The organism is Methylobacillus sp. DLP286 (assembly GCF_056636515.1).
Genome location: NZ_CM153145.1, coordinates 2,380,023 through 2,400,545 on the forward strand (window position 1 = coordinate 2,380,023; position 20,523 = coordinate 2,400,545).

A 20,523-nucleotide genomic window follows, 5' to 3' on the forward strand; every position below is an offset into this window, starting at 1 on the left:
GATTATGGGATAAATCCCGAAACCAGAATCACTAACCCAGAATTTACTAACAAAGGGAGTTGCATTTTGTCCGGCCAGTTGCCCAAAGTTGCCAGCATTCTGATATTGCCATTTGTGCTTGGCCTGACAAGTTGCGCCCATCAATCCACGGTTTCCCCTTCCACCGGCCATATCGACGAGCAGCCATCCGCCAAGCCAAGCGCATCTGCGGACATTCCCAAGCCGGTCAAGAGCGGCAATTACCTGCCGCCGCCCAAGCCCAGGGCCAAGGAGCAGACCTACAGCGTGGTGGTCAACGATGTGCCGGTCAAGGAAATCCTCTTTGCGCTCGCGCGCGAAAGCAAGCTGAATATCGACATCCATCCCGCCATCCAGGGGCGTGCGACGCTGAATGCCGTCGACCAGACCTTGCCCGCCATCCTGGAGCGCCTGGCGAAACAGGTCGACCTCACCTACCGCGTAGACGGCAATGTGCTGAGCATTACGCCGGATATGCCCGTGCTGCGCAGCTACAAGGTGGATTATGTGAACATGTCGCGCGATACCACGGGCTTCATCGGTGCGGCGGCGGAGATTGCGAGCACCGGGCGCAGCGCATCCACCACGAGCGGCGCCGGCGGCACTTCCGGCACTAGTACGTCTTCCGGTACGGGGACGGGAGCGGCAAATAGCTCGCGTACCGCAGTGAATAGCGTGGCGACCAATCATTTCTGGGAAACCCTGATCCAGAACCTCAAGGACATCCTTGCGGAAACCGACAAGGAAGTCATTATTACCCGTACCGGTACTACGGCACCTCAGTCAACGGAAGCTCCGCCTGCAGAGTCAGGAGACGGTACGGCAGTCCAGCAACAGGCGGCCGCGCCGCGTAACGCCACGCAAGAGCGAGAGGATGCCCGTACGGAGTACAGGACGTTGTTTGCGGCCACGGTAATCGCCAGCCCGGAGACGGGCATTATCAGCGTGCGCGCCACCCATCGTCAGCACGAGAAGGTGCAGGAATTCCTCGACAAGGTCATGAACAGCGCCAAACGCCAAGTATTGATCGAGGCCTCCATTGTGGAAGTCACATTGAACGATACCTACCAGGCCGGCATCGATTGGACCAAGCTGGGCAATGGGTTCAATATGACCAACCAATTGGGGCTGAGCACCGTGCTGACGCCGGCCGGGATCGCGGGCACAGCAGGGACGACGGTGCCCTTCAGTATCGGGTATTCAAGCGATAACAGCAGTGTGGATTTCAATCTGCGGCTATTGCAGAGATTCGGCGATACCAAGGTACTCTCGAGCCCCAAGTTGATGGTGCTGAACAACCAGACTGCGGTCATGAAAGTGGTGGACAACCTGGTGTACTTCACGATTCAATCCCAAGTGTCGCAGGGCGTGGGGCAAGGCTCGACCAATTTGCAATCGGTGACGACGACGCCGAATACGGTGCCTGTCGGCATGGTGATGAGCGTGACGCCGCAAATCAATGACTCGGGGCAGGTCAATATCAATGTGCGGCCGACCATTTCCCGTGTGCTGAGCTATGTGGATGACCCAAATCCGCAATTGACGTTGATCAGTGGAACCACCACTACCAGGATAGAGAGCCGGATTCCGCAAATCCAGGTGCGTGAGTTCGAATCCGTCTTGCGGGTGAACAGTGGCGACACTGCGGTACTGGGCGGGCTGATGCAGGATAACATCCAGCAGGCCACGGATAATGTGCCGGGCCTCGCCAAGGTGCCGCTGGTGGGCAAGCTGTTCACCGCGCGCAGCAATTTCAACGTGAAGACCGAGCTCGTCATTTTCCTGCGGCCCATCGTGGTGCAGAACGCCAGCCTGGAAAGCGAGGAGCTCAATTCATATAAACAGTACCTGCCCGCCCAGCAATTGCAAAGGTTAATTAATGAGTCTGTTAATTAGCGCATTGCAAAAAGCGGAACAAGCCAAGCAACAGCCTCTGGAAAAGGCTGAGATCGAGGAGTTCTTGCTGGATATCGCACCGGCCGAGCCTGTGCACGGGGGCGAGGCCAGCCAGCCTTCCGCAGCTGCGGCAGCAAGCGTACCGCCAGCAATGGAGCCTGCTGCGCAACAGCGCGCGGCTGCCCAGTTGATGGCTGCCAGGTCTGGCGTAGCCAAGCGGGAGTCGCTGTTGTCGCCGTTTACCCAGGGGTTCTTGTTGTTATTGCTGGTGTTGCTGGTGGGCGGCGGCGTGTTCTGGTATGTGAGCTCCTTGACCCAGCCTGAGGTCATCGTGCCCAAGCCCGTCGTGTTGAACACTGCACCGGACGGCAGCCAGCAAGAGCAAGATATTCCAGAGGAAGCTGCCGCCGAGCCTGAGGTGGCTGAAGAGTCCAATAATGCTCCGGCACAAGTGGAGGCGATCGTATCGCCTGCGCCAGTTGCCACTTCATCGCGGGCCAATACCATGCAGCAGCAAGCATTGCCCCAGGTATTCGGCGAGCCGCCGAAAGAGCCTGCCAACAGCCATGTGTTGGTCACCCGTAACCGTCCGGCGGTCACGGTCAACCAGCATGTGCTCGATGCCTACCAGGCATTCAACCGCGGCGACGATGCCGCGGCGCAGCAGGCTTACCGGCAGGCGTTGCTGGCGGACGTGCGCAATATCGATGCGTTGCTGGGCATGGCGGCGATCGCTGTGCGCCAGGGCCGGCAGCAGGATGCGGTGGGCTGGTACCAGCAGGTGCTGCAGGTGGAGCCGCGCAACGGCATGGCACAGGCCGCCTTGCTGGATTTGCAGGGGCAGGCCGATCCGCTGAACAGCGAAACCCGGCTCAAGAACCTCATCAGCCAGCAGCCGGAGGCAGCCTACTTGCATGCCGCGCTGGGCAACCATTATGCCGACCAGGGGCAATGGCCGCTGGCGCAGCAGTCTTATTTCCAGGCGCATCACCTTGATGCCGCCAATCCCGAATATGTATTCAACCTGGCGGTGAGCCTCGACCAGCTGGGAAAATCCAGCCTGGCATTGCAATATTATCAACAGGCGCAGGCATTGCTGGCCGGCAAGGATTCGCCAAGCGTGAACCAGGCGCAGCTGGCCGCCAGGATACGCCAGCTTCAGTAGCCATTTCCGCTTATAGGATATGCTCATGGCCCGGTTTGCCCAGGCCAACACATAACGGATGTAAGATTCATTCATGGTAGAACAACGTCGCAAGCTCCGCTTGGGGGAATTGATGGTGCAGCAGGGCCTGATCAGCCAGGACCAGCTGCGCATCGCCCTCATGGAGCAGGAGCAGAGCAATATTCCCCTGGGGCGCCAGCTGGTGCGCCTGGGCTTCGTCACCGAGGCGATGGTGCGCGACCTGGTCGCGCATACCATAGGCCAGGAGAGTATCGATCTTGCCACGGTGGTGGCGGATGCCGAGGCGCTGAAGATGGTGCAGGAAGGGTTCGCGCGCCGCTACCATATCCTGCCGGTGGCGTTCGATGCCAATACGCGCCAGTTGACGGTGGCGATGTCCGATATGTTCAACGTGGTGGCGCTGGATCAGTTGCGGGCTACCGTGGGCTCCCAGGTGCAGGTCAAGCCTGTGCTGGCCGCAGAGGCGCAGCTCGAGGACTACATCGACCAGTTCTACGGCTATGAATTGTCGGTCGACGGCATCCTGCGCGAGATCGAGACCGGGGAAATCGATTACCAAAGCCTGCAGGCGGGCGGCGACGAATATACCCAGCCCGTGGTGCGCCTGGTGGGCGCCTTGCTCATGGATGCGGTGAAGCGCGGAGCGTCGGATATCCATTTCGAGCCGGAATATGCCTTCTTGCGCATCCGCTATCGTATCGACGGCGTATTGCAGCAGGTGCGCAGTCTGCATAAAACCTATTGGCCGGGCATTGCCGTGCGCCTCAAGGTAATCAGCGGCATGGACATCGCCGAGACGCGGTCGCCGCAGGACGGACGCCTGAACATGAACCTCTCCGGCAGGCCGATCGATTTCCGTGTCGCCAGCCACCCCACCATCCATGGCGAGAATATCGTGCTGCGCGTGCTCGACCGGGAAAAGTCGATCATCCCGCTAGAGCGCATGGGCCTGCGGGATCAGGCGCTGGATGAATTGCAACTGATGATGACGCGGCCCGAAGGCATCGTGATCGTCACCGGGCCCACCGGCAGCGGTAAAACCACGACCCTGTATTCGTTGCTGTCCTTCCTCAATACCGAGGGGGTCAATATCATGACCCTGGAAGACCCGGTCGAATATCCCGTGACCATGATGCGCCAGACCTCGGTGGCGGAAGTGAACAAGGTGGATTTTGCCAACGGCATCCGCTCCATCATGCGCCAGGACCCGGATATTATCCTGGTGGGGGAGGTGCGGGACGCCGATACCGCCACCATGGCGTTCCGCGCCGCGATGACCGGGCACCAGGTCTTCACCACGCTGCATACTAATTCCGCCCTGGGCACGTTCCCGCGCTTGCTCGATATCGGCATTTCTCCCGACATCATGGCCGGCAACATCATCGGCGTGGTGGCGCAACGCCTGGTGCGCGTGTTGTGCCAGCACTGCAAGGAAGCCTATTCCCCGAATGACGAAGAGCGCAAGCTGCTGGGCAAGAATGTCCGCCCGGACTTACGTATCCACCGGGCAGCCGGTTGCAAGCAATGCGGCTATACCGGCTTCCACGGGCGCATGGCCATCATGGAACTCCTGCGCGTGGATAGCGAGATGGATGCGCTAGTGGCGCGCCGCGCGCACTTTGACGAATTGCGCGACCTGGCCTTGCAGAAAGGCTTCGTCACCCTGGCGGAAGACGGCATCCGGCGCATCCTCGAAGGGCATACCAGCCTGTCCGAGGTAATGCGCGTGATCGATCTCACCAGCCGCATCAGTTAAAGCGCCATGCCGACATTCAACTACAAGGCAGTGGATCAAACAGGCAAGGCGGCACACGGCCAGATCGATGCCCTGAACGAGATCGACCTGGAGCTGCGCCTCAAGCGCGTGGGCCTGGACTTGATCACCTTCCGGCCTTCCAGCCTGCGGCCCTCGGTCTTGAGCCGCCGCAAGGTCAGTTTGCAGGACTTGGTGATTTTCTGCTTCCAGCTCGAGCAACTCACAACGGCGGGCGTTCCATTGCTCGAGGGATTGGTGGACCTACGGGACAGCACCACCAACCCGCATTTCCAGAAGATCATCGGCTCCCTGGTGTCGTCGGTGGAGGGCGGCAAGATGCTTTCACAGGCGTTGGCGGAGCATCCTTACGTATTCAATCGCGTATTCGTCAGCCTGATCAAGGCCGGGGAGCAGACCGGTCGCCTGCCGGAAATCTTCCGCCACCTGGCCGATACCCTCAAATGGCAGGACGAGCTGATCGCGCAGACGCGCAAGCTGCTGGCATATCCCATGTTCGTGCTGGTGGTCGTCATGGCGGCAGTGATCTTCCTCATGGCCTATCTGGTGCCGCAGATGGTATCGTTCCTGGGCAATATGGGCCAGGCGCTGCCTCTACAGACCCGCATCCTGATTGCGGTGTCGAACGCCGTGGTGGATTACTGGTGGCTGATGCTGGGCTTGCCGGTATCGGCAGCCATCATCATTGGCATCGCCATCCATCGCAGCCCGGAAGTGCGCTACCGCTACGACTTCATCAAGCTGCACCTGCCGGTGACGGGGAACATACTCAATAAGATCATCCTGGCGCGCTTCTCGCGCTATTTTGCGCTGATGTACCAGACCGGCATCCCCGTGCTGGACGGCATACGCAGCTGCGAGGAGGTCGTGGACAACCTCGTGGTGGCAGAAGCATTGAACCGCGCCTTGCAGCAGATCAACGCCGGGGAGAGCATGAGCGACAGTTTCCGCAACGTCGGCCTGTTTCCGCCGCTGGTGGTGCGCATGATCCGCGTGGGGGAGAGCACCGGCGGGCTGGACAAGGCATTGCTCAACGTCAGCTATTTCTATGACAGGGACGTCAACGAGTCCGTGGAAAAATTGCTCAAGCTGATCGAACCGGCATTGACCGTGATATTGGGCGCCATCCTGGCCTTGATCATGTTCTCGGTGCTCGGTCCGGTGTACGATTCCTTTAGCCAACTCAAGTTATAGCCCTATGTTCGAACGCCTCATTCTTTGCGCAACGCATGACCGGCTGATTGCCGGCCGCTGGCGTTTTGGTCGTTTGCGCGGGATAGAGATATTCGCCAACCAGCCGCAGGGGCATCTCGAATTCACCGAATTCCTGGCGCACCACCATTACATCCCCACCTATCTCATGGTGGATGCGCTGGAAGAGGATTTTCACCTGGAAGTCCTGCCCCACACCTCGGGGCGCTCGCGCAAGGAACTGTTGCAGCGCAAGCTCAACCAGGTATACCGCGGCAATACGTTCAAGGCGGCGCAGTTTCTCAACCGGGAGCGGGACAAGCGTCGTGACGACCGCTTCCTTTTCGTGGCATTGAGCAATACGGAATCCCTGCAGCCCTGGCTGGACGCGCTCATCGGCCAGCAGGTACCGCTTGCCGGCGTGTACAGCCTGCCGATGGTCAGCCAGCTATTGCTGCACAAGCTCAAGTTCAAGGCCAACGATATCCTGCTCAGCGAGCAACTATCGTCAGGTTTGCGCCAGAGCTATCTCAACCAGGGGCGCTTGCGCGTCAGCCGCCTGGTGCAAATACCGCCCGAGGCTTACCGGCAGATTTCGTATTTCCACCTGGTGGAAACGGACAAGGCCAGGCTCTACCTGTTAAGCCAGCGCCTGATTGCGCGCGATACATCCCTGCGCGTGGTGGTATTGACGCCAGCGGAAGATGCGGAGCAGATCAGCCGCAATATCCAGCAAGAGCAGGGCCTGCAATGCGAGTATATCGACTTGGCCAGGCTGGCAAAAAGCAGCGGATTGTCGCTGGAGCAAGTGCGCCAGCTGCCCGAACTGGTGCATATGCAATTGCTCGCCCGCGGGAACAGGCCGGGCAATCTGGCGCCCGAGCCGCTGGTCAAAACCTACAGGATGGAATTCCTGCGCAAAGGCTTGGTGCTTTCCGCATTGATCGTCGCCATCCTGGGGTTGCTGCTGACCTTGCTGTACCTGGCGCAAGCGGTCGAGGACGTGAAGCAGCTCAACGAGCTGGCTGTCGAAACCCGCCAGCAGGAGCAACGCTATAACGAAATCGCCAACAACTTCCCGGCAACGCCTATCCAGGGCATGGATTTGCACGTGGCTGCCAGCGTGCATGACGCCATCCTCAAGCAGGCGGCCAGTCCGGCCAGGTTGATGCAGGTGCTGGGCACCGTCATGGACCAGATGGGCAACATCCAATTGAACCGCTTGCGCTGGGTGGTGAGCCAGGACCTGGGGATCAAGGATGAGGCAAATGCCGGTGCTGCCCAGCCGGAACAATCAGCCAGTGCGGGAGGGACTGCGTACCAGATTGGATTCATGACGGGTGAAATCCGCGGTTTTAACGGAGATTACCGGGCCGCACTGGAAACAGTGCATCGTTTCGCCGAGGCACTAAAGGCTGACGGTGCCGTACAGGAAGCCACTGTCATGCAGCAGCCGGTGAATGTAAGCTCTTACTCCAGCCTGCAGGGCAGCACCACTGACGAGCGTACGGCGCGGAACGAAAAAGCCGTGTTCAAGCTCAAGCTGGTACTGAAACCCGAGACGGGACCATCCGAAGCTGGACCGGGAGCGCAGCCATGAAACTGAACCGCCAGGATTGGCAAAGGCTGGCGTTGCCATTGGTCGCCTTGCTGGTGGCGTTGGTCTTTGCCATCGGCATCGTGGCGTATGCCCAGGCGTATCGGAATGAGGTCGGACAACGGCTGCAACAACAACAGAACCAGTTGATGCAGGCACGCTCTCGCTTGTTGTCCTCGGACCAGGAGCGCGAAAACATCATCCGTTACCTGCCAGTCTACCAACGCCTGATCAATGAAGGGTTTATCGGCGAGGAGCATCGCATCGAGTGGGTGGACGCCCTGCGCAATATCCACCAATCCCAGCGCCTGTTCGGCATCAAGTACAGCATCGGCGCGCAAGCGCCCTATCAGCCGGGCTTCGCCGGCAATACGGCGCCCTTCACCCTGTACCGCTCCATCATGAAGCTTGAGCTGCCCTTGTTGCACGAGGGAGACCTGCTGGTATTGCTGGACGGCCTCAAGCGCAACCAGAGCACCCCTTTCCTGGTGCGGGATTGCACCATGGAGCGTAGCGGCGTCGCCGTCACCACCATGCTCGCGCCCGTAGCGTCGGTGGCCTGCGAGATAGACTGGCTGACCTTGCGCGAATCCACGCCAGGAGCCACGCCATGATGAGAGCCCTGCTGTTGTCCTTGTTGTTGTGCGTCCACGCCAGTGCGGCGGCCGAATCCTTTGGCCGGTTGTTCACCACGCCTGCCGAGCGGGATAGCCTGGATAGGTTGCGGCAAAGCCAACGCGGCCAATTGCTGGAGCAACAGCCGATACCGGAAACGCTGGGCGATGCCGAACAGGTTCTCATGCCTTTGACGCCTCAGGAATTCAGCGTCCAAGGCTATATACAGCGCAGCGACGGCGGCAAGGGCACGGTCTGGATCAACCACCAGCCATTGCAGGAAGGCAGCAACAATGGCCAAGTGCAGGTGGGCAAGGTCAACCAGCAGGGCATTCCCCTCACCATCCATGAAAGCGGGCGCCAAGTACGCCTCAAGGCCGGACAGATATTCAACCCTGACACCGGGGAAATTATCGAGCGCAACGTTCACACGACGGCACCCGGGCGGGCGACCAACCCGGCTGAACAGGGCGTGATTCGCTAGGAGTGCTGATGCCAGCCGCTCATCTTCCCCATTCTCGCCATGCTCAACGAGGGGCGGCGTTGCTGCTTGCCATGTTCATTATCGGCTTGGCAGTCACGGCATTGGTGGTGAGATCTTACGATGCTGCCGAAATGAAGGCGCGGCAGGAAGAAAAGACCATGAAGGCGTTGGCGGAGGCGAAGGGAGCATTACTTGCATGGTCGGTTGCACATCCTCAATGGCCGGGAATCATGCCTTTTCCTGATCGGGCAGATGATCTGGAGGGGTATGATGGGAAAAGTGATTGTTCGTCCGCTCCCATAGCCGAATTGTCAGATAGTCTTTTGCTTGGGCAATTACCAATTTATGGACAAACTGCACCCTGTGTTTCTCCCCGGCATGGCGTAGGAGCAGATTTGCGAGATGGTAGTGGTAATAGAATATGGTATGCGGTTTCACGAAATTTAGTACGTACGAGAATAGCGACGGACTCTCCTCCTATTATTAACCCAGGAATATTGTCTGCAGCACCTTATCCATGGCTTAAGGTTGTTGATACCAATGGTAATCCTGTGTCGGATCGAGTTGCAGTTGTGTTGGTTGCTCCTGGAGAACCTATTGGCGACCAGAATAGAGTAACCAAAGCAGGGGCGAGCCAATTTCTTGAAAGCGTCATTGATAATAATCAAACATTTATTCAGAAAAATGCCTCAATTAATTTTAATGACACTTTAGTTTATATCACAATTGATGAATTGATTAGTGCTCTTGAGAAGCGTGTAGTGAGGGAAGTTAAAAATTTAAATTTCACGCCAGATATGGTCAGATGCACTTTAAGTGGATGTGAAAAAAAGAAGTTGGATGCATCTTTAAAATGGAATAATGAAGGCAGTTATGTCATCGCGGGTGCTGTAGATAAAGACTATTATAAGAAATGGGATGTTGCACAGGTAATTTTTGATTGTAAACCAGAAGATCAATTAATGACATGTGAAACAGTTTTGAAAGATGAAAGAGGGAATATTTTACGTGTAACAATTCCAATGCCCCTCCCCATTTCTGAGCGAGAGATTATGATGATGGGACGAGATGCTATCAAGTTGACTGGGCAGGAGGCTATCAAACTTTTTGAGGAGGACAGGATTACAAAAAAAGGTACTATGGGGCCTACTTTAGATAGTTATTTTACAATTTATTATGAACCTTTAATGAAAAGGCCTTTAGATTGGCCGCAACATTTAGATTGGTATTTCTCTAACGAGTGGTATAAGTATATTTATGTAGTAGCTGAGGAATTTAATTCAAATAATGCAGGAGTGTGTCCTTCTAGTTGTTTAGTTCTAAATCGGAATGGTCAAGAAATAAAAGATATTAGTCAATTGATATTTTCCAGAGGCTGGGTAAATTTAAAAGAGTTAGCTAGTGGAGAAAAAGCTACTAATAATTTTAATGATGTAAATAAGTTTGATGGCGCTGTAGCATGGAGACAATGAAGCTTTATTGCAAAATTAAGAGACCATCTCACGGTTTTTCCTTGGTGGAAATGGCCGTAGTTCTGGTCATTCTTGGGTTTGTGATTACTGCATTAGTGCTACCTGTTACTGCACAAAGAGAGGCGGGATTTTTACGCCACACAGAAAGTCAATTGGAAATTGCTCAAAAAGCCTTGATCGGGTTTGCCCAAGCTAATGGGCGTTTGCCGTGTCCTGCAATAGATGGAGGGACTAGACTCCCTGGAGAAGAAGAGGTCGCTGGCGGTGAATGTACCACGAACGCTATTGCAGTTGGATATTTACCAGCCAAAACTTTGGGAATAGCGGCAGGTTTCTCACTTGATGGTTGGGGACGGCGAATTAGATATGCTGTGACGAAAGCATCTGCTAATGCTTTTACCACAGTACATGGTATTGCGAATGTTGGGTTTTCCAGTTTGGGCCCTGATCTAAAAGTCTTGAATGAAAATAATACTGTCATGATCGAAAATGCGGTGGCCGTGATTTATTCAGATGGTGCGAATGGTATAGCCCAGTCTAGTCTTGGAGAGACTGGGCAGTTTTATGATTACATCAGTGCTGACTTCGACGATATTGTCACCTGGATTTCCCCCTACGTCCTCTACAACGCCATGATCCAAGCCGGACAGTTGCCATAATCCGGCGTGGTTTGCTCATCGTGTCATGAATGATTACAATGATTGCATTGCAATCATTTTGTGAGGTGGCATGATGGCGAGTTTGACAATCAGAAACCTGGATGAGGGCGTGAAAAGCAAACTGCGGCTGCAGGCTGCGGCGCATGGCAGGTCCATGGAGCAGGAAGCCAGGGAGATTTTGCTGCGGGCTGTCAGTGATGCGGGCCAGCCACAGGTGAATTTTGCCGAGCGGGTACGCCAACGGTTTGCCGGCATTGAAATCGACTCGTTGCCGGTTCCGCAGCGGCAGCCGGCACGTATGACATTGATGGATGAATAATGGCGCAGGGCGGGATTCTGCTTGATACCAATGTGTTGTCGGAATTGATGCGCCCGGTGCCAGCGCCTGAGGTGATGGCATGGTTTGCCCGGCAACCGGCAGCAAATCTTTACACAAGTGCGATCACGCAGGCGGAAATGTTGCTGGGTGTGGCCTTGCTGCCCGACGGCAAGCGCAAGCACGCCTTGGCGACAGCCGTCAGCCAGATGTTCGAGGAGGATTTTGCCGGTGCTTGCCTGGCTTTCGACCATGTTGCCGCGCAGGACTATGCATTGCTGGTGGCAGGGTTACAGTTGAAGGGAGTCGTGATGACGACTGAAGATGCGCAGATTGCTGCGATTGCCTTGCGTCATCAATTGGTACTCGCTACTCGCAACACCAAGGATTTTCTTAATATTCCGGGATTGCAACTCGTGAATCCCTGGCAGACCTCTCCATGAACGATAACCAGCTTCTCCGCTACAGCCGTCACATCCTCCTGCCGCAGATCAGTTACGAGGGGCAGGAGCAGCTCGTCAACAGCCATGTCCTGGTGATCGGGGCCGGCGGGCTGGGTTCCCCGGTGGCGCTTTATCTTGCGGCAGGCGGCGTGGGCAGGCTGACGATATGCGATTTTGACGAGGTGGACCTCACCAACCTGCAGCGGCAGATCATTCACACCACGGCTGCAGTGGGGCGCAACAAGGCGGTCTCGGCTGCGGAAACGATAGCGACGCTCAATCCTGAAGTGACGGTGAATCCCCTGCAGCAGCGCATGGACGAGGCAAGCCTGCGCGAGCTGGTGCAGGTTGCGGATGTGGTGGTCGATTGCACGGATAACTTCACGGTGCGCTATGCCGTGAACCAGGTGTGCGTAGAGCTGCGCAAGCCGTTGGTGTCAGGGGCCGCGATCGGGTTCGAGGGGCAGGTGACGGTCTTCGACATGCGGCATGACGACAGCCCTTGCTACCATTGCCTTTTCCCCAATCTCGGCGGCGACGAAGGGCTGCGCTGTGCCGAGAACGGCGTGTTTGCGCCGCTGGTGGGGATGATAGGCACCACCCAGGCCGCAGAGGCGATGAAGCTGTTGCTGGGCCTGGGCAAGAGCTTGCAGGGCAGGTTGTTGCTGCTGGATACGATCAATATGGAATGGCGCAGCCTCAAGCTGGCAAAAGACCCGGCATGCCCGGTTTGCCAGCCCAAATAATTACTTGTTGCCGCCCACCAATGCCTTGACAGCGCTGACCACGTCTCCCGGCATCACGACGATCTTGCTGTTGTTGGCGTTGGACATGCGCTGCAGGGCCTGGATGTAGCGGTCGCCGAGCAGGAAAGTGGCGGAGGTGTCGTTCTGCTTGACGGCTTCGGCAATCAGGCGGATCGATTCTGCGGAAGCCTCGGCAGCCACCTTTTGCGCTTCTGCATCCTTGCGGGCCGCTTCCAGCCTTGCCTCGGCGTTGAGGATGAGCGATTGCTTGTCGCCCTCGGCACGCGTTACCACGGCAACACGCTCGCGCTCCGCCGATGCCTGCTGCTCCATGGCGTTCTGCATGTTCACGGATGGCTTGATGTCCTGGATTTCCACCGACTTGACCGTGAGTCCCCAGTCGGCGGCCTCGTCGGCAATGGCATTTTTCAGTTCGCTCTTGATGCGCTCGCGCGAAGTGAGGGCTTCATTGAGGTCCATGCCGCCGATGATGGAGCGCAGGTTGGTCTGCACCATGTTGCGCATGGCTTCGCGGAAATCCTCGATGCCGTAGACGGAGCGCTCGATGTTGGTCACTTTGATAAAAGCGACGGCGTTGGCGAGGATGACGGCGTTATCCTTGGTGATGACGTCCTGTTCGGGCACGTCGAGGATGATGTCCTTGGTGGTGACCTTGTAGGTCACCTTGCTGAAGATCGGGTTGATGATGTGCAGGCCGGGGGTGATCACGGCGTTGAACTTGCCCAGGCGCTCCACCACCCACTCCTCGCCCTGCGGCACGATGCGGATGCCTTTCCACGCCAGGACGGCGACGGCTGCGATCAATACAAATGCGAATTCGAACATGGTTTCTCCTTGTGGATATTATCCGGTGGTTTTCTTGCTGACGCGCAGGCGGTTGCCTTCCACCGCCACGACGACGGCTTCGGCGCCAGCCTCGATTTCCTCATTGGCGATGGCGACCCATTGGCGGCTCCCCAGCACGCCCTGGGCGAACTCGATCAGGCCGTTCTGCCTTGGGCTGACCGGCTCGATGATGATGCCGGTGCGGCCGATTTCATCGCCGCGCGATTGCCCGATGCTGGAATCGTCCTGTTCGCGGCGATAGAACTGCTTCCAGATTGCGAGCGAGCCCAATGACAGCGCAGCAAAGATCAATAATTGCCAGGCGGTGCCCAATGCCGGGAGCAGGTAGGTGAGTAATGCCAGGCAGAGCGCCGCGATACCGAACCAGAGTATATACAGGGTGCCCGTCAGCATTTCCAGCGCGATCAGGGCTAATCCGAGTATGCCCCATATCCAGAGCGGTTCCAGCATCTTGATTGTGTCCCGTTGAGTGTTTAGTCCGTCATCGTACCAGAACTTTACCCTGGCAATATGGTCACCCAACGGGGGGGAATTTTTAAGCACGAGTTGTCTCAGTTCATTCAACATCAAGGAGGTCGTGATGAAATTTCCCGCATTGGGTTTTGTTTTGACATTGGCATTTACGCCGGCAGTCCATGCCGCCACTACCATCAGCACCATAGATCAATGGGATGGAGAAGTCTCGCCATTCGGTACGCCGGATACGGCTACCTATGGCCAGACTATCACTATTGGCGACCAGGCCCAGGTCTTGGAGTCTTTCTCTTTTATCCTGACCGATCTGAATGCGCCATTCACCATTGAAGTCGGGACCTGGACTGGTTCAAGGGTTGGAGAGATTCTTTATCAGTCCGACCCGTTCCGCTTCACTGGCTCGAGCGAATATACCGAGATCACGGCGTATCCTTCCGTGAATTTGCAAGCCAATAGCCAATATGTGCTTTATTTCACTACTTCCGGTATCCAGGGCGGCGTGGAAAGCACCAACGAATGGGGCTTTGCTCCCGATACGGCATATGAGGGCGGTACGTTTGTTTACTTGAATAACGGCAACGATCGCAGCCAGCTGACCGGGACGGATTGGAATACCACCCTGGGCGGCGACCTGGCATTCACGGCGACCTTGGCCCCGGTGCCGGAGCCTAGCGTGTATGGATTGATGCTTGCTGGCCTGGGACTGGTAGGGTTTGCTGCGCGGCGCAAAATGCTTAGCTAGGGTTTGAGGCACGAAGACAAAAAGCCAGCAATGCTGGCTTTTTGTTTGACGGCGTTGCCTGAGTGCGAGGAAGCGGATTACACTGCCTGCAAAAAGGGGAGGGAATATGCAGATTTTCTTGCTGGCATTGCTGGTGGTCGCTGTCGTGTATTTCATCATGGTGTACAACGGGCTGGTCAACCTCAAGAACAATGTCGAAAAAGCCTGGGCCAATATCGATGTATTGCTCAAGCAGCGCCATGACGAGTTGCCCAAGCTGGTCGATACCTGCAAGCAGTACATGCAGCATGAGCAGGCCACCTTGCAACAGGTGATCCAGGCGCGCTCCCGCGTGCAGGAGGCGAGCCAGCATCATGACGTCGCGGCTTTGGGCGCGGCGGAAAGCGCATTGCGCGCCGGGCTGGGGACGTTGTTTGCCGTGGCGGAATCCTATCCAGAACTCAAGGCCAACGAGCAGTTCCTGCATTTGCAGGCGCGCATCAGCAGCCTTGAAAACGCGATTGCCGACCGGCGCGAGTTCTATAACGAAAGCGTCAACCTGCACAATGTGCGCATCGCGCAATTTCCCGACCTGCTGGTGGCCCGCACATTGGGCTTCAATCACGAGGCCATGCTGCGTTTCGCCCGCAGCGAGCTCAAGGATGTCGATATCGCGGCGCGTTTCAAGCAATAAGTTTCTCAATTAACCGATGCGGTTCATGTGGCGCGGCTGGCGCAGCTATTACCTGGATTGCCTGGGCGGCGCTGCCTACCTGCTGTTGCTTGCGGTGGCCGCCCAGTCGAATAACCTCCGGGTATGGACGGTTTGCCTGGCACTCGCCGCGTTGGTCAGCCTGGTGGCCTGGGCTGGCAACTACAGGCGCAACCGCGCGATTGCGGACCTGCCTACTTCGCGCATCGGCTCTGCCGCGCAGGGCTATGTCGAATTGTATGGCCGCGCAGTGCCCGATCCCGAGCACTTGATCATCAGTCCGTTTTCTTCGGTACGCTGCGTCTGGTACCGCTTCCAGGTATTCCAGCGTCACGACCGCAGGCATTGGCGCCTGACGCATGAAGGCGCCAGCCATGAAACCTTCGTCATCAGCGACGGTTCGGGCCAGTGCTTCGTCGACCCTGACCATGCGGAGGTCATCGGGCCGGAACGCAGGGTCAGCTATGCCGCGGACTACAAGCGCGTGGAGGATATCCTGTTTGCCGGGTCGATTTACGTGCTGGGAGAATTTACCACGGTGGGCGGCGCGAATATGCTGCTTAACCAGAAGGAGGATGTTTCCGAATTGCTTGCGGAATGGAAACGCGACAAAGCCGGCCTGCTGGAACGCTTTGACCTGGACGGCAACGGCGAGATCGACCTCAAGGAGTGGGAGCTGGCGCGCCGGGCCGCCGCGCGCGAGGTGGAGAGGCAGCATCGCGAATTGCGCACCGCGCCCGGCGTGCATGTAATGCGGGCGCCAGCCGACGGCCGCCTGTTCCTGCTTTCCAGCCTGTCGCCACAGCGCCTCAAGCGGCGTTATTTATTGTTATGTTGGCTGCATGGGCTGGTGTTCGTGGCGCTCATGCTGGCGTTGCTGCATTTGCAGTCGGGCCGGTTTTTAGCGTGACAGCGTTTTCGCATGAATGCGCTATGCTAAAATCCCACCCCTATGACTACCGATACCACTGCAAGCCAAACCCTGGATAAATCCTTTGAACCCAAGAACATAGAAAGCCGCTGGTACCAATTCTGGGAAGAGCGCGGCTACTATGCAGCCGGGCTGGATTCCAGCAAACAAGACAACTTCTGCATCCTGCTGCCGCCGCCCAATGTGACGGGCACGCTGCATATGGGGCACGGTTTCAACCAGACTATCATGGACGCGTTGACGCGCTATCACCGCATGCGCGGCGACAACACCCTGTGGCAGCCGGGCACCGACCATGCCGGCATCGCCACGCAGATCGTCGTCGAGCGCCAGCTCGATGCGCAAGGCGTCAGCCGCCACGACCTCGGCCGCGAGAAATTCCTCGAAAAGGTCTGGGAGTGGAAGGAATATTCCGGCGGCAGCATCACCAAGCAAATGCGCCGCCTGGGCACCTCGCCGGACTGGAGCCGCGAGCGTTTCACCATGGACGAGGGCTTGTCGCATACCGTGACGGAAACCTTCGTGCGGCTGTATAACGAGGGCCTGATTTATCGCGGCAAGCGCCTAGTGAACTGGGACCCCAAGCTGCATACTGCCGTTTCCGACCTCGAAGTGATTTCCGAGGAGGAAGACGGACATCTCTGGCATATCCGCTATCCATTGGCGGACGGCAATGGCGAACTGACTGTCGCCACGACGCGTCCTGAAACCATGCTCGGCGACGTCGCCGTAATGGTGCATCCCGAGGACGAGCGTTATGCGCACCTGATTGGCAAGCACGTCAAGCTACCGTTATGCGACCGGGAGATTCCGGTGATTGCGGACGACTACGTGGATCGCGAGTTCGGCACCGGCGTGGTCAAGGTGACGCCTGCGCACGATTTCAACGACTATGCCGTGGGCCAGCGCCACAAGCTGCCGATGATCAGCATCCTCACATTGGACGGCCATATCAACGATGCCGCGCCGGTGCAATACCAGGGCCTGGAGCGTTTTGCCGCGCGTAAGCAGGTGGTGGCCGACCTCGAAGGCCAAGGCTTCCTGGTCAAGGTCGATAAGCACAAACTCAAGGTGCCGCGCGGCGACCGTACCGGCGTCGTGATCGAGCCCATGCTCACCGACCAGTGGTTCGTCGCCATGAGCAAGCCGGGCGCGGACGGCAAGAGCATTACCGAAAAAGCGCTGGAAGTGGTCGCCAACGGCGAAATCCGTTTCGTGCCGGAAAACTGGGTCAACACCTACAACCAGTGGCTCAACAACATCCAGGATTGGTGTATCTCGCGCCAACTCTGGTGGGGGCACCAGATTCCCGCGTGGTACAGCGATGACGGCAAGGTCTATGTCGCGCACAACGAAACCGAGGCGATCCAGCTCGCCGCCAACGATGGTTACCGCGGCAACCTGAAGCGTGACGAAGACGTGCTGGATACCTGGTATTCCTCCGCCCTGTGGCCGTTCTCTACCTTGGACTGGACCGGCGACGAGGAAAAGGACAAGGCCAACCTAGCCTTGCAGCAATTCCTGCCGTCCTCGGTGCTGGTGACCGGCTTCGACATCATCTTCTTCTGGGTGGCGCGCATGGTGATGATGACCAAGCATATCACCGGCAAGATTCCGTTCCACGACGTCTATGTGCACGGCCTGATCCGCGATGCTGAAGGGCAGAAGATGTCCAAGTCCAAGGGCAATGTGCTCGACCCGATCGACCTGATCGACGGCATCGGCATCGAGGAGCTGGTGAAGAAGCGCACTACCGGCCTCATGAACCCGAAACAGGCCGAGCAGATCGAGAAGCGAACGCGCAAGGAATTCCCGGAAGGCATTCCCGCGTTCGGTACCGACGCCTTGCGTTTCACCTTCGCCTCGCTGGCCTCGCCCGGCCGCGACATCAAGTTCGACCTGCAGCGCTGCGAGGGCTACCGCAACTTCTGCAACAAGCTGTGGAACGCCACCCGCTTCGTGCTCATGAACACCGAGGGCAAGGATTGCGGCCTGGAAGACTGCAAGACCCAGCCCGAGGGCTACCTGGACTTCTCGCAGGCCGACCGCTGGATCGTCAGCCTATTGCAGCGCACCGAGGCCGACATCGAGCGCGGCTTTGCCGAATACCGTTTCGACAACGTGGCGCAAGCCATCTACAAGTTTGTCTGGGATGAATATTGCGACTGGTACCTGGAGCTGGCCAAGGTGCAATTGCAGAACGGCAGCGAGGCGCAGCAGCGCGCTACGCGCCGCACCCTGCTGCGCGTGCTGGAAACCGTCCTGCGCCTTGCGCATCCCCTGATGCCGTTCATTACCGAGGAAATCTGGCAGACCGTGGGCCCGCTGTCCGGCCGCACCGGCCCCAGCATCATGCTGGAGCAATACCCGATCAGCCAGCCGGCCAAGCTGGATGAGCAGGCCGAAGCCTGGGTCGCCTTGCTCAAGGAATCGGTGGATGCCTGCCGCAGCCTGCGCGGCGAGATGAACGTGTCGCCCGCCGCGCGCGTGCCGCTGATCGCTGTGGGCGACAACGACAAGCTGGCAATCTATGCGCCTTACCTCAAGGCGCTGGCCAAGCTGAGCGAAGTCGAGATCATGGCCGACCTACCCGAGGCGGAAGCGCCGGTGGCATTGGCAGGCGATTTCAAGCTCATGCTCAAGATCGAGATCGACGTCGCCGCCGAGAAGGAGCGCCTGGGCAAGGAAATCAGCCGCCTTGAGGCGGAAATCGCCAAGGCGCAGGCCAAGCTGGGCAATGAAGGCTTCGTGGCGCGTGCGCCAGCCGCCGTGGTCGAGCAGGAAAAAGCCAGGCTGGCGGCATTCAGCGACACAGTGGCAAAACTGCAGGCGCAACTTGCCAAGCTGAAATAAGGCAAGCCGGGCGCTGAATAAAAGGACGTTTCATGATTACGCAACCGCAAAATCCCAGTGCCCGTGTCCTGCTGTTCTCGCTCAAGGGTTCCATCATCCCGGCGATCTGGCGCAAGGTATTGTTCACGACCTTGCTGAGTTCCCTGGTGGTGGCAACCCACGGCAGGGCGGCTGTACCCCACTAAGCAGTCACGCCACTCTTTTTCTGATATGGAAGATGAACTCTTTCTGAGGAGCATTGCCATCTTCACCGACAGACAGCATTTCATGGCCGGTCTGTTTGCAAAAGGCCTGGAAATCTTTGACTGAGCCGGGATCGGTGGCGATGACTTTCAGTATCTCTCCTGAACCAACATCAGCCAGCGCCTTCTTGCAGCGCAGGATGGGGAGCGGACATTTGAGCCCGCGCGCATCGAGTTCTTGATGAAATTCCATGATCAATCCGTTTTTGTGACAAAAGTATAGCCGGCATTGGCCCAGGCCAGGATGCCGCCACGCAGGTTATACACATTCCCGCGTTCCATGTTGCCTGCGATGAATGCCGCTGCCTGTGCGGATCGGATGCCGCTATGGCAATAGAACACCAGCGGGGTTTCCTCATGCTCGCACAATAGGCTCCCCATGCCGGGAATCACCATCATGGGCAAGTGCATGGCGCCTTCGATCACGCCGCGCGCCACCTCGTCATCGTTACGCACATCGACGAGGATGGCTTTTTGCGAGGAAAGCAACGCATGCAGCTCTTGCGCGTCGATGTCGGTGTGGCTGGCCATGAGAAATCCAAACAACTGAAGAAAGAGCGCGCCATCTTACCATAACCATACACTAGTCTTTTCTTGAGCCATTGATGCGGTTGCCGCCCATTGGTAGCTAAACATGCTTGTGCTCGCGCCAAGTCAGCCATACCCGCATATCGAATTCCAACTGGAGATAGCTAGGCTCCATATAGTGGCATAGCTGGTAGAACGCCTTGTTGTGGTCGTGTTCTTTCAGGTGAGAGAGTTCATGCAACCACGATCATGCGCAGGAATGCTTCCGGCGCATCGCGAAAAAGTGCCGCAATGCGGATCTCGTTCTTGCTTTTCAACCTGTTGCCTTGCTTGCGGAAGATCAAGGTGTTGGTGCCTAGCGTGCCTTTACCGGGTCATGATGGCGGTATTCTCGACATTCCCACCTTGTGTGGGCAATTGGAAGGTGTGAACATACTGGCGTGAAACTCCAGAGTTTTCTTACTGGATTGATGGCAAGAGCAAGCAGGAAGTGGATATCGTCACCAGCATCTTAGACCGCCTCGTGCCGTTTGAAGTGAAATATCAGGATACTCCAATCACGCCAGCTCGCCTGAAAGGCAGGTGCCGCAGGGGGTATGTGATTACCCAGCGCTGGGAAGATTTCAGGCGTATTCCTGTAATGAAGCCAGGCAAACATAGTAAGGAGCCTCAGGAAGAAAATTCAGCCATTGGAGAGGTTGTGGCTATTCCGGCATCCATTGCATGTTATTGGATGTCGGAGTGATTTTATCGAGAGCACATTTCGTGTGTGGCAGGCAATATATTGATAAGGAATGC

The 20,523-nt window shown here is 57.3% G+C and carries 22 protein-coding genes and 1 pseudogene; 18 read left to right on the plus strand and 5 right to left on the minus strand.

From position 1 onward, the window contains the following. Nucleotides 1-114: 114 nt before the first annotated feature. The 12 genes from mshL (at nt 115) to ACWXTG_RS11340 (ending at nt 12,397) form a co-directional block, all read left to right on the plus strand. Nucleotides 115-1,914 carry a pilus (MSHA type) biogenesis protein MshL gene (mshL, locus tag ACWXTG_RS11285; RefSeq protein WP_480221234.1) on the plus strand — a complete coding sequence of 600 codons (1,800 nt, stop codon included), beginning with the start codon at nt 115-117 and terminating at the stop codon, nt 1,912-1,914. Further along, the gene (locus ACWXTG_RS11290; RefSeq protein WP_480219938.1) at nt 1,898-3,079 is read left to right on the plus strand and encodes a tetratricopeptide repeat protein; all 1,182 of its coding nucleotides are present in this window, start codon (nt 1,898-1,900) and stop codon (nt 3,077-3,079) included. The genes mshL and ACWXTG_RS11290 overlap by 17 nt, the downstream gene beginning before the upstream one ends. 73 nt (nt 3,080-3,152) lie before the next feature. Then, nucleotides 3,153-4,856, plus strand: a complete 1,704-nt coding sequence (locus ACWXTG_RS11295) for a GspE/PulE family protein (RefSeq protein ID WP_407994401.1) — start codon at nt 3,153-3,155, stop codon at nt 4,854-4,856. 6 nt (nt 4,857-4,862) lie between these two features. Continuing rightward, nucleotides 4,863-6,068, plus strand: coding sequence for a type II secretion system F family protein (locus ACWXTG_RS11300; RefSeq protein ID WP_480219939.1), 1,206 nt, complete (start codon nt 4,863-4,865; stop codon nt 6,066-6,068). A 4-nt stretch (nt 6,069-6,072) separates the two neighbouring features. Then, nucleotides 6,073-7,665 carry a hypothetical protein gene (locus tag ACWXTG_RS11305; RefSeq protein WP_480219940.1) on the plus strand — a complete coding sequence of 531 codons (1,593 nt, stop codon included), beginning with the start codon at nt 6,073-6,075 and terminating at the stop codon, nt 7,663-7,665. Then, entirely contained in the window at nt 7,662-8,276 is a 615-nt protein-coding gene (locus ACWXTG_RS11310; protein WP_480219941.1) for a hypothetical protein, read from the plus strand. The genes ACWXTG_RS11305 and ACWXTG_RS11310 overlap by 4 nt, the downstream gene beginning before the upstream one ends. Continuing rightward, nucleotides 8,273-8,761, plus strand: coding sequence for a hypothetical protein (locus ACWXTG_RS11315; protein WP_480219942.1), 489 nt, complete (start codon nt 8,273-8,275; stop codon nt 8,759-8,761). Before ACWXTG_RS11310 ends, ACWXTG_RS11315 begins: the two co-directional genes overlap by 4 nt. A gap of 8 nt (nt 8,762-8,769) precedes the next feature. Next, nucleotides 8,770-10,233, plus strand: a complete 1,464-nt coding sequence (locus ACWXTG_RS11320; RefSeq protein WP_480219943.1) for a hypothetical protein — start codon at nt 8,770-8,772, stop codon at nt 10,231-10,233. After that, a complete protein-coding gene (locus ACWXTG_RS11325) occupies nt 10,221-10,892 on the plus strand; it encodes a prepilin-type N-terminal cleavage/methylation domain-containing protein (RefSeq protein ID WP_480219944.1) in 672 nt (223 codons plus the stop codon). Before ACWXTG_RS11320 ends, ACWXTG_RS11325 begins: the two co-directional genes overlap by 13 nt. A gap of 73 nt (nt 10,893-10,965) precedes the next feature. Then, on the plus strand, nt 10,966-11,211 hold the full coding sequence (locus ACWXTG_RS11330) for a FitA-like ribbon-helix-helix domain-containing protein (RefSeq protein ID WP_480221235.1): 246 nt from the start codon (nt 10,966-10,968) through the stop codon (nt 11,209-11,211). Next, entirely contained in the window at nt 11,211-11,651 is a 441-nt protein-coding gene (locus tag ACWXTG_RS11335) for a PIN domain-containing protein (protein WP_480219945.1), read from the plus strand. Before ACWXTG_RS11330 ends, ACWXTG_RS11335 begins: the two co-directional genes overlap by 1 nt. Next, complete coding sequence (locus ACWXTG_RS11340) at nt 11,648-12,397, plus strand: HesA/MoeB/ThiF family protein (RefSeq protein ID WP_480219946.1); 750 nt, start codon at nt 11,648-11,650, stop codon at nt 12,395-12,397. Before ACWXTG_RS11335 ends, ACWXTG_RS11340 begins: the two co-directional genes overlap by 4 nt. Here ACWXTG_RS11340 and ACWXTG_RS11345 read toward each other — a convergent pair whose 3' ends face one another. Both ACWXTG_RS11345 and ACWXTG_RS11350 read right to left on the minus strand, forming a co-directional pair. Beyond that, a complete protein-coding gene (locus ACWXTG_RS11345) occupies nt 12,398-13,243 on the minus strand; it encodes an SPFH domain-containing protein (RefSeq protein WP_309566973.1) in 846 nt (281 codons plus the stop codon). A gap of 18 nt (nt 13,244-13,261) precedes the next feature. Then, nucleotides 13,262-13,714 (minus strand): NfeD family protein, encoded by a 453-nt coding sequence (locus ACWXTG_RS11350; RefSeq protein WP_480219947.1) that lies wholly within the window; start codon nt 13,712-13,714, stop codon nt 13,262-13,264. A 130-nt stretch (nt 13,715-13,844) separates the two neighbouring features. Between ACWXTG_RS11350 and ACWXTG_RS11355 the strand changes: the two genes are divergently transcribed. The 5 genes from ACWXTG_RS11355 (at nt 13,845) to ACWXTG_RS11375 (ending at nt 19,140) form a co-directional block, all read left to right on the plus strand. Further along, entirely contained in the window at nt 13,845-14,480 is a 636-nt protein-coding gene (locus ACWXTG_RS11355) for a PEP-CTERM sorting domain-containing protein (protein WP_309566975.1), read from the plus strand. A gap of 106 nt (nt 14,481-14,586) precedes the next feature. After that, a complete protein-coding gene (locus tag ACWXTG_RS11360; protein WP_480219948.1) occupies nt 14,587-15,153 on the plus strand; it encodes a LemA family protein in 567 nt (188 codons plus the stop codon). A gap of 16 nt (nt 15,154-15,169) precedes the next feature. Beyond that, nucleotides 15,170-16,081 (plus strand): hypothetical protein, encoded by a 912-nt coding sequence (locus ACWXTG_RS11365; protein WP_480219949.1) that lies wholly within the window; start codon nt 15,170-15,172, stop codon nt 16,079-16,081. Between the two features lie 42 nt (nt 16,082-16,123). Then, complete coding sequence (locus ACWXTG_RS11370; protein ID WP_480219950.1) at nt 16,124-18,955, plus strand: valine--tRNA ligase; 2,832 nt, start codon at nt 16,124-16,126, stop codon at nt 18,953-18,955. 32 nt (nt 18,956-18,987) lie between these two features. Next, nucleotides 18,988-19,140: a bestrophin family ion channel gene (locus tag ACWXTG_RS11375; RefSeq protein WP_309566979.1), complete on the plus strand. Its 153-nt coding sequence runs from the start codon at nt 18,988-18,990 to the stop codon at nt 19,138-19,140. A gap of 4 nt (nt 19,141-19,144) precedes the next feature. Here ACWXTG_RS11375 and ACWXTG_RS11380 read toward each other — a convergent pair whose 3' ends face one another. The 3 genes and pseudogenes from ACWXTG_RS11380 to ACWXTG_RS11390 form a co-directional block, all read right to left on the minus strand. Further along, entirely contained in the window at nt 19,145-19,390 is a 246-nt protein-coding gene (locus tag ACWXTG_RS11380; RefSeq protein WP_309566980.1) for a sulfurtransferase TusA family protein, read from the minus strand. A 2-nt stretch (nt 19,391-19,392) separates the two neighbouring features. Beyond that, a complete protein-coding gene (locus ACWXTG_RS11385) occupies nt 19,393-19,728 on the minus strand; it encodes a rhodanese-like domain-containing protein (protein ID WP_309566981.1) in 336 nt (111 codons plus the stop codon). A gap of 97 nt (nt 19,729-19,825) precedes the next feature. After that, a pseudogene (locus tag ACWXTG_RS11390) lies at nt 19,826-20,084 on the minus strand (YgjP-like metallopeptidase domain-containing protein); the annotation flags it as partial. A 131-nt stretch (nt 20,085-20,215) separates the two neighbouring features. Between ACWXTG_RS11390 and ACWXTG_RS11395 the strand changes: the two are divergent. Continuing rightward, complete coding sequence (locus tag ACWXTG_RS11395; RefSeq protein ID WP_480219951.1) at nt 20,216-20,470, plus strand: hypothetical protein; 255 nt, start codon at nt 20,216-20,218, stop codon at nt 20,468-20,470. The last annotated feature ends 53 nt before the right edge of the window (nt 20,471-20,523 follow it).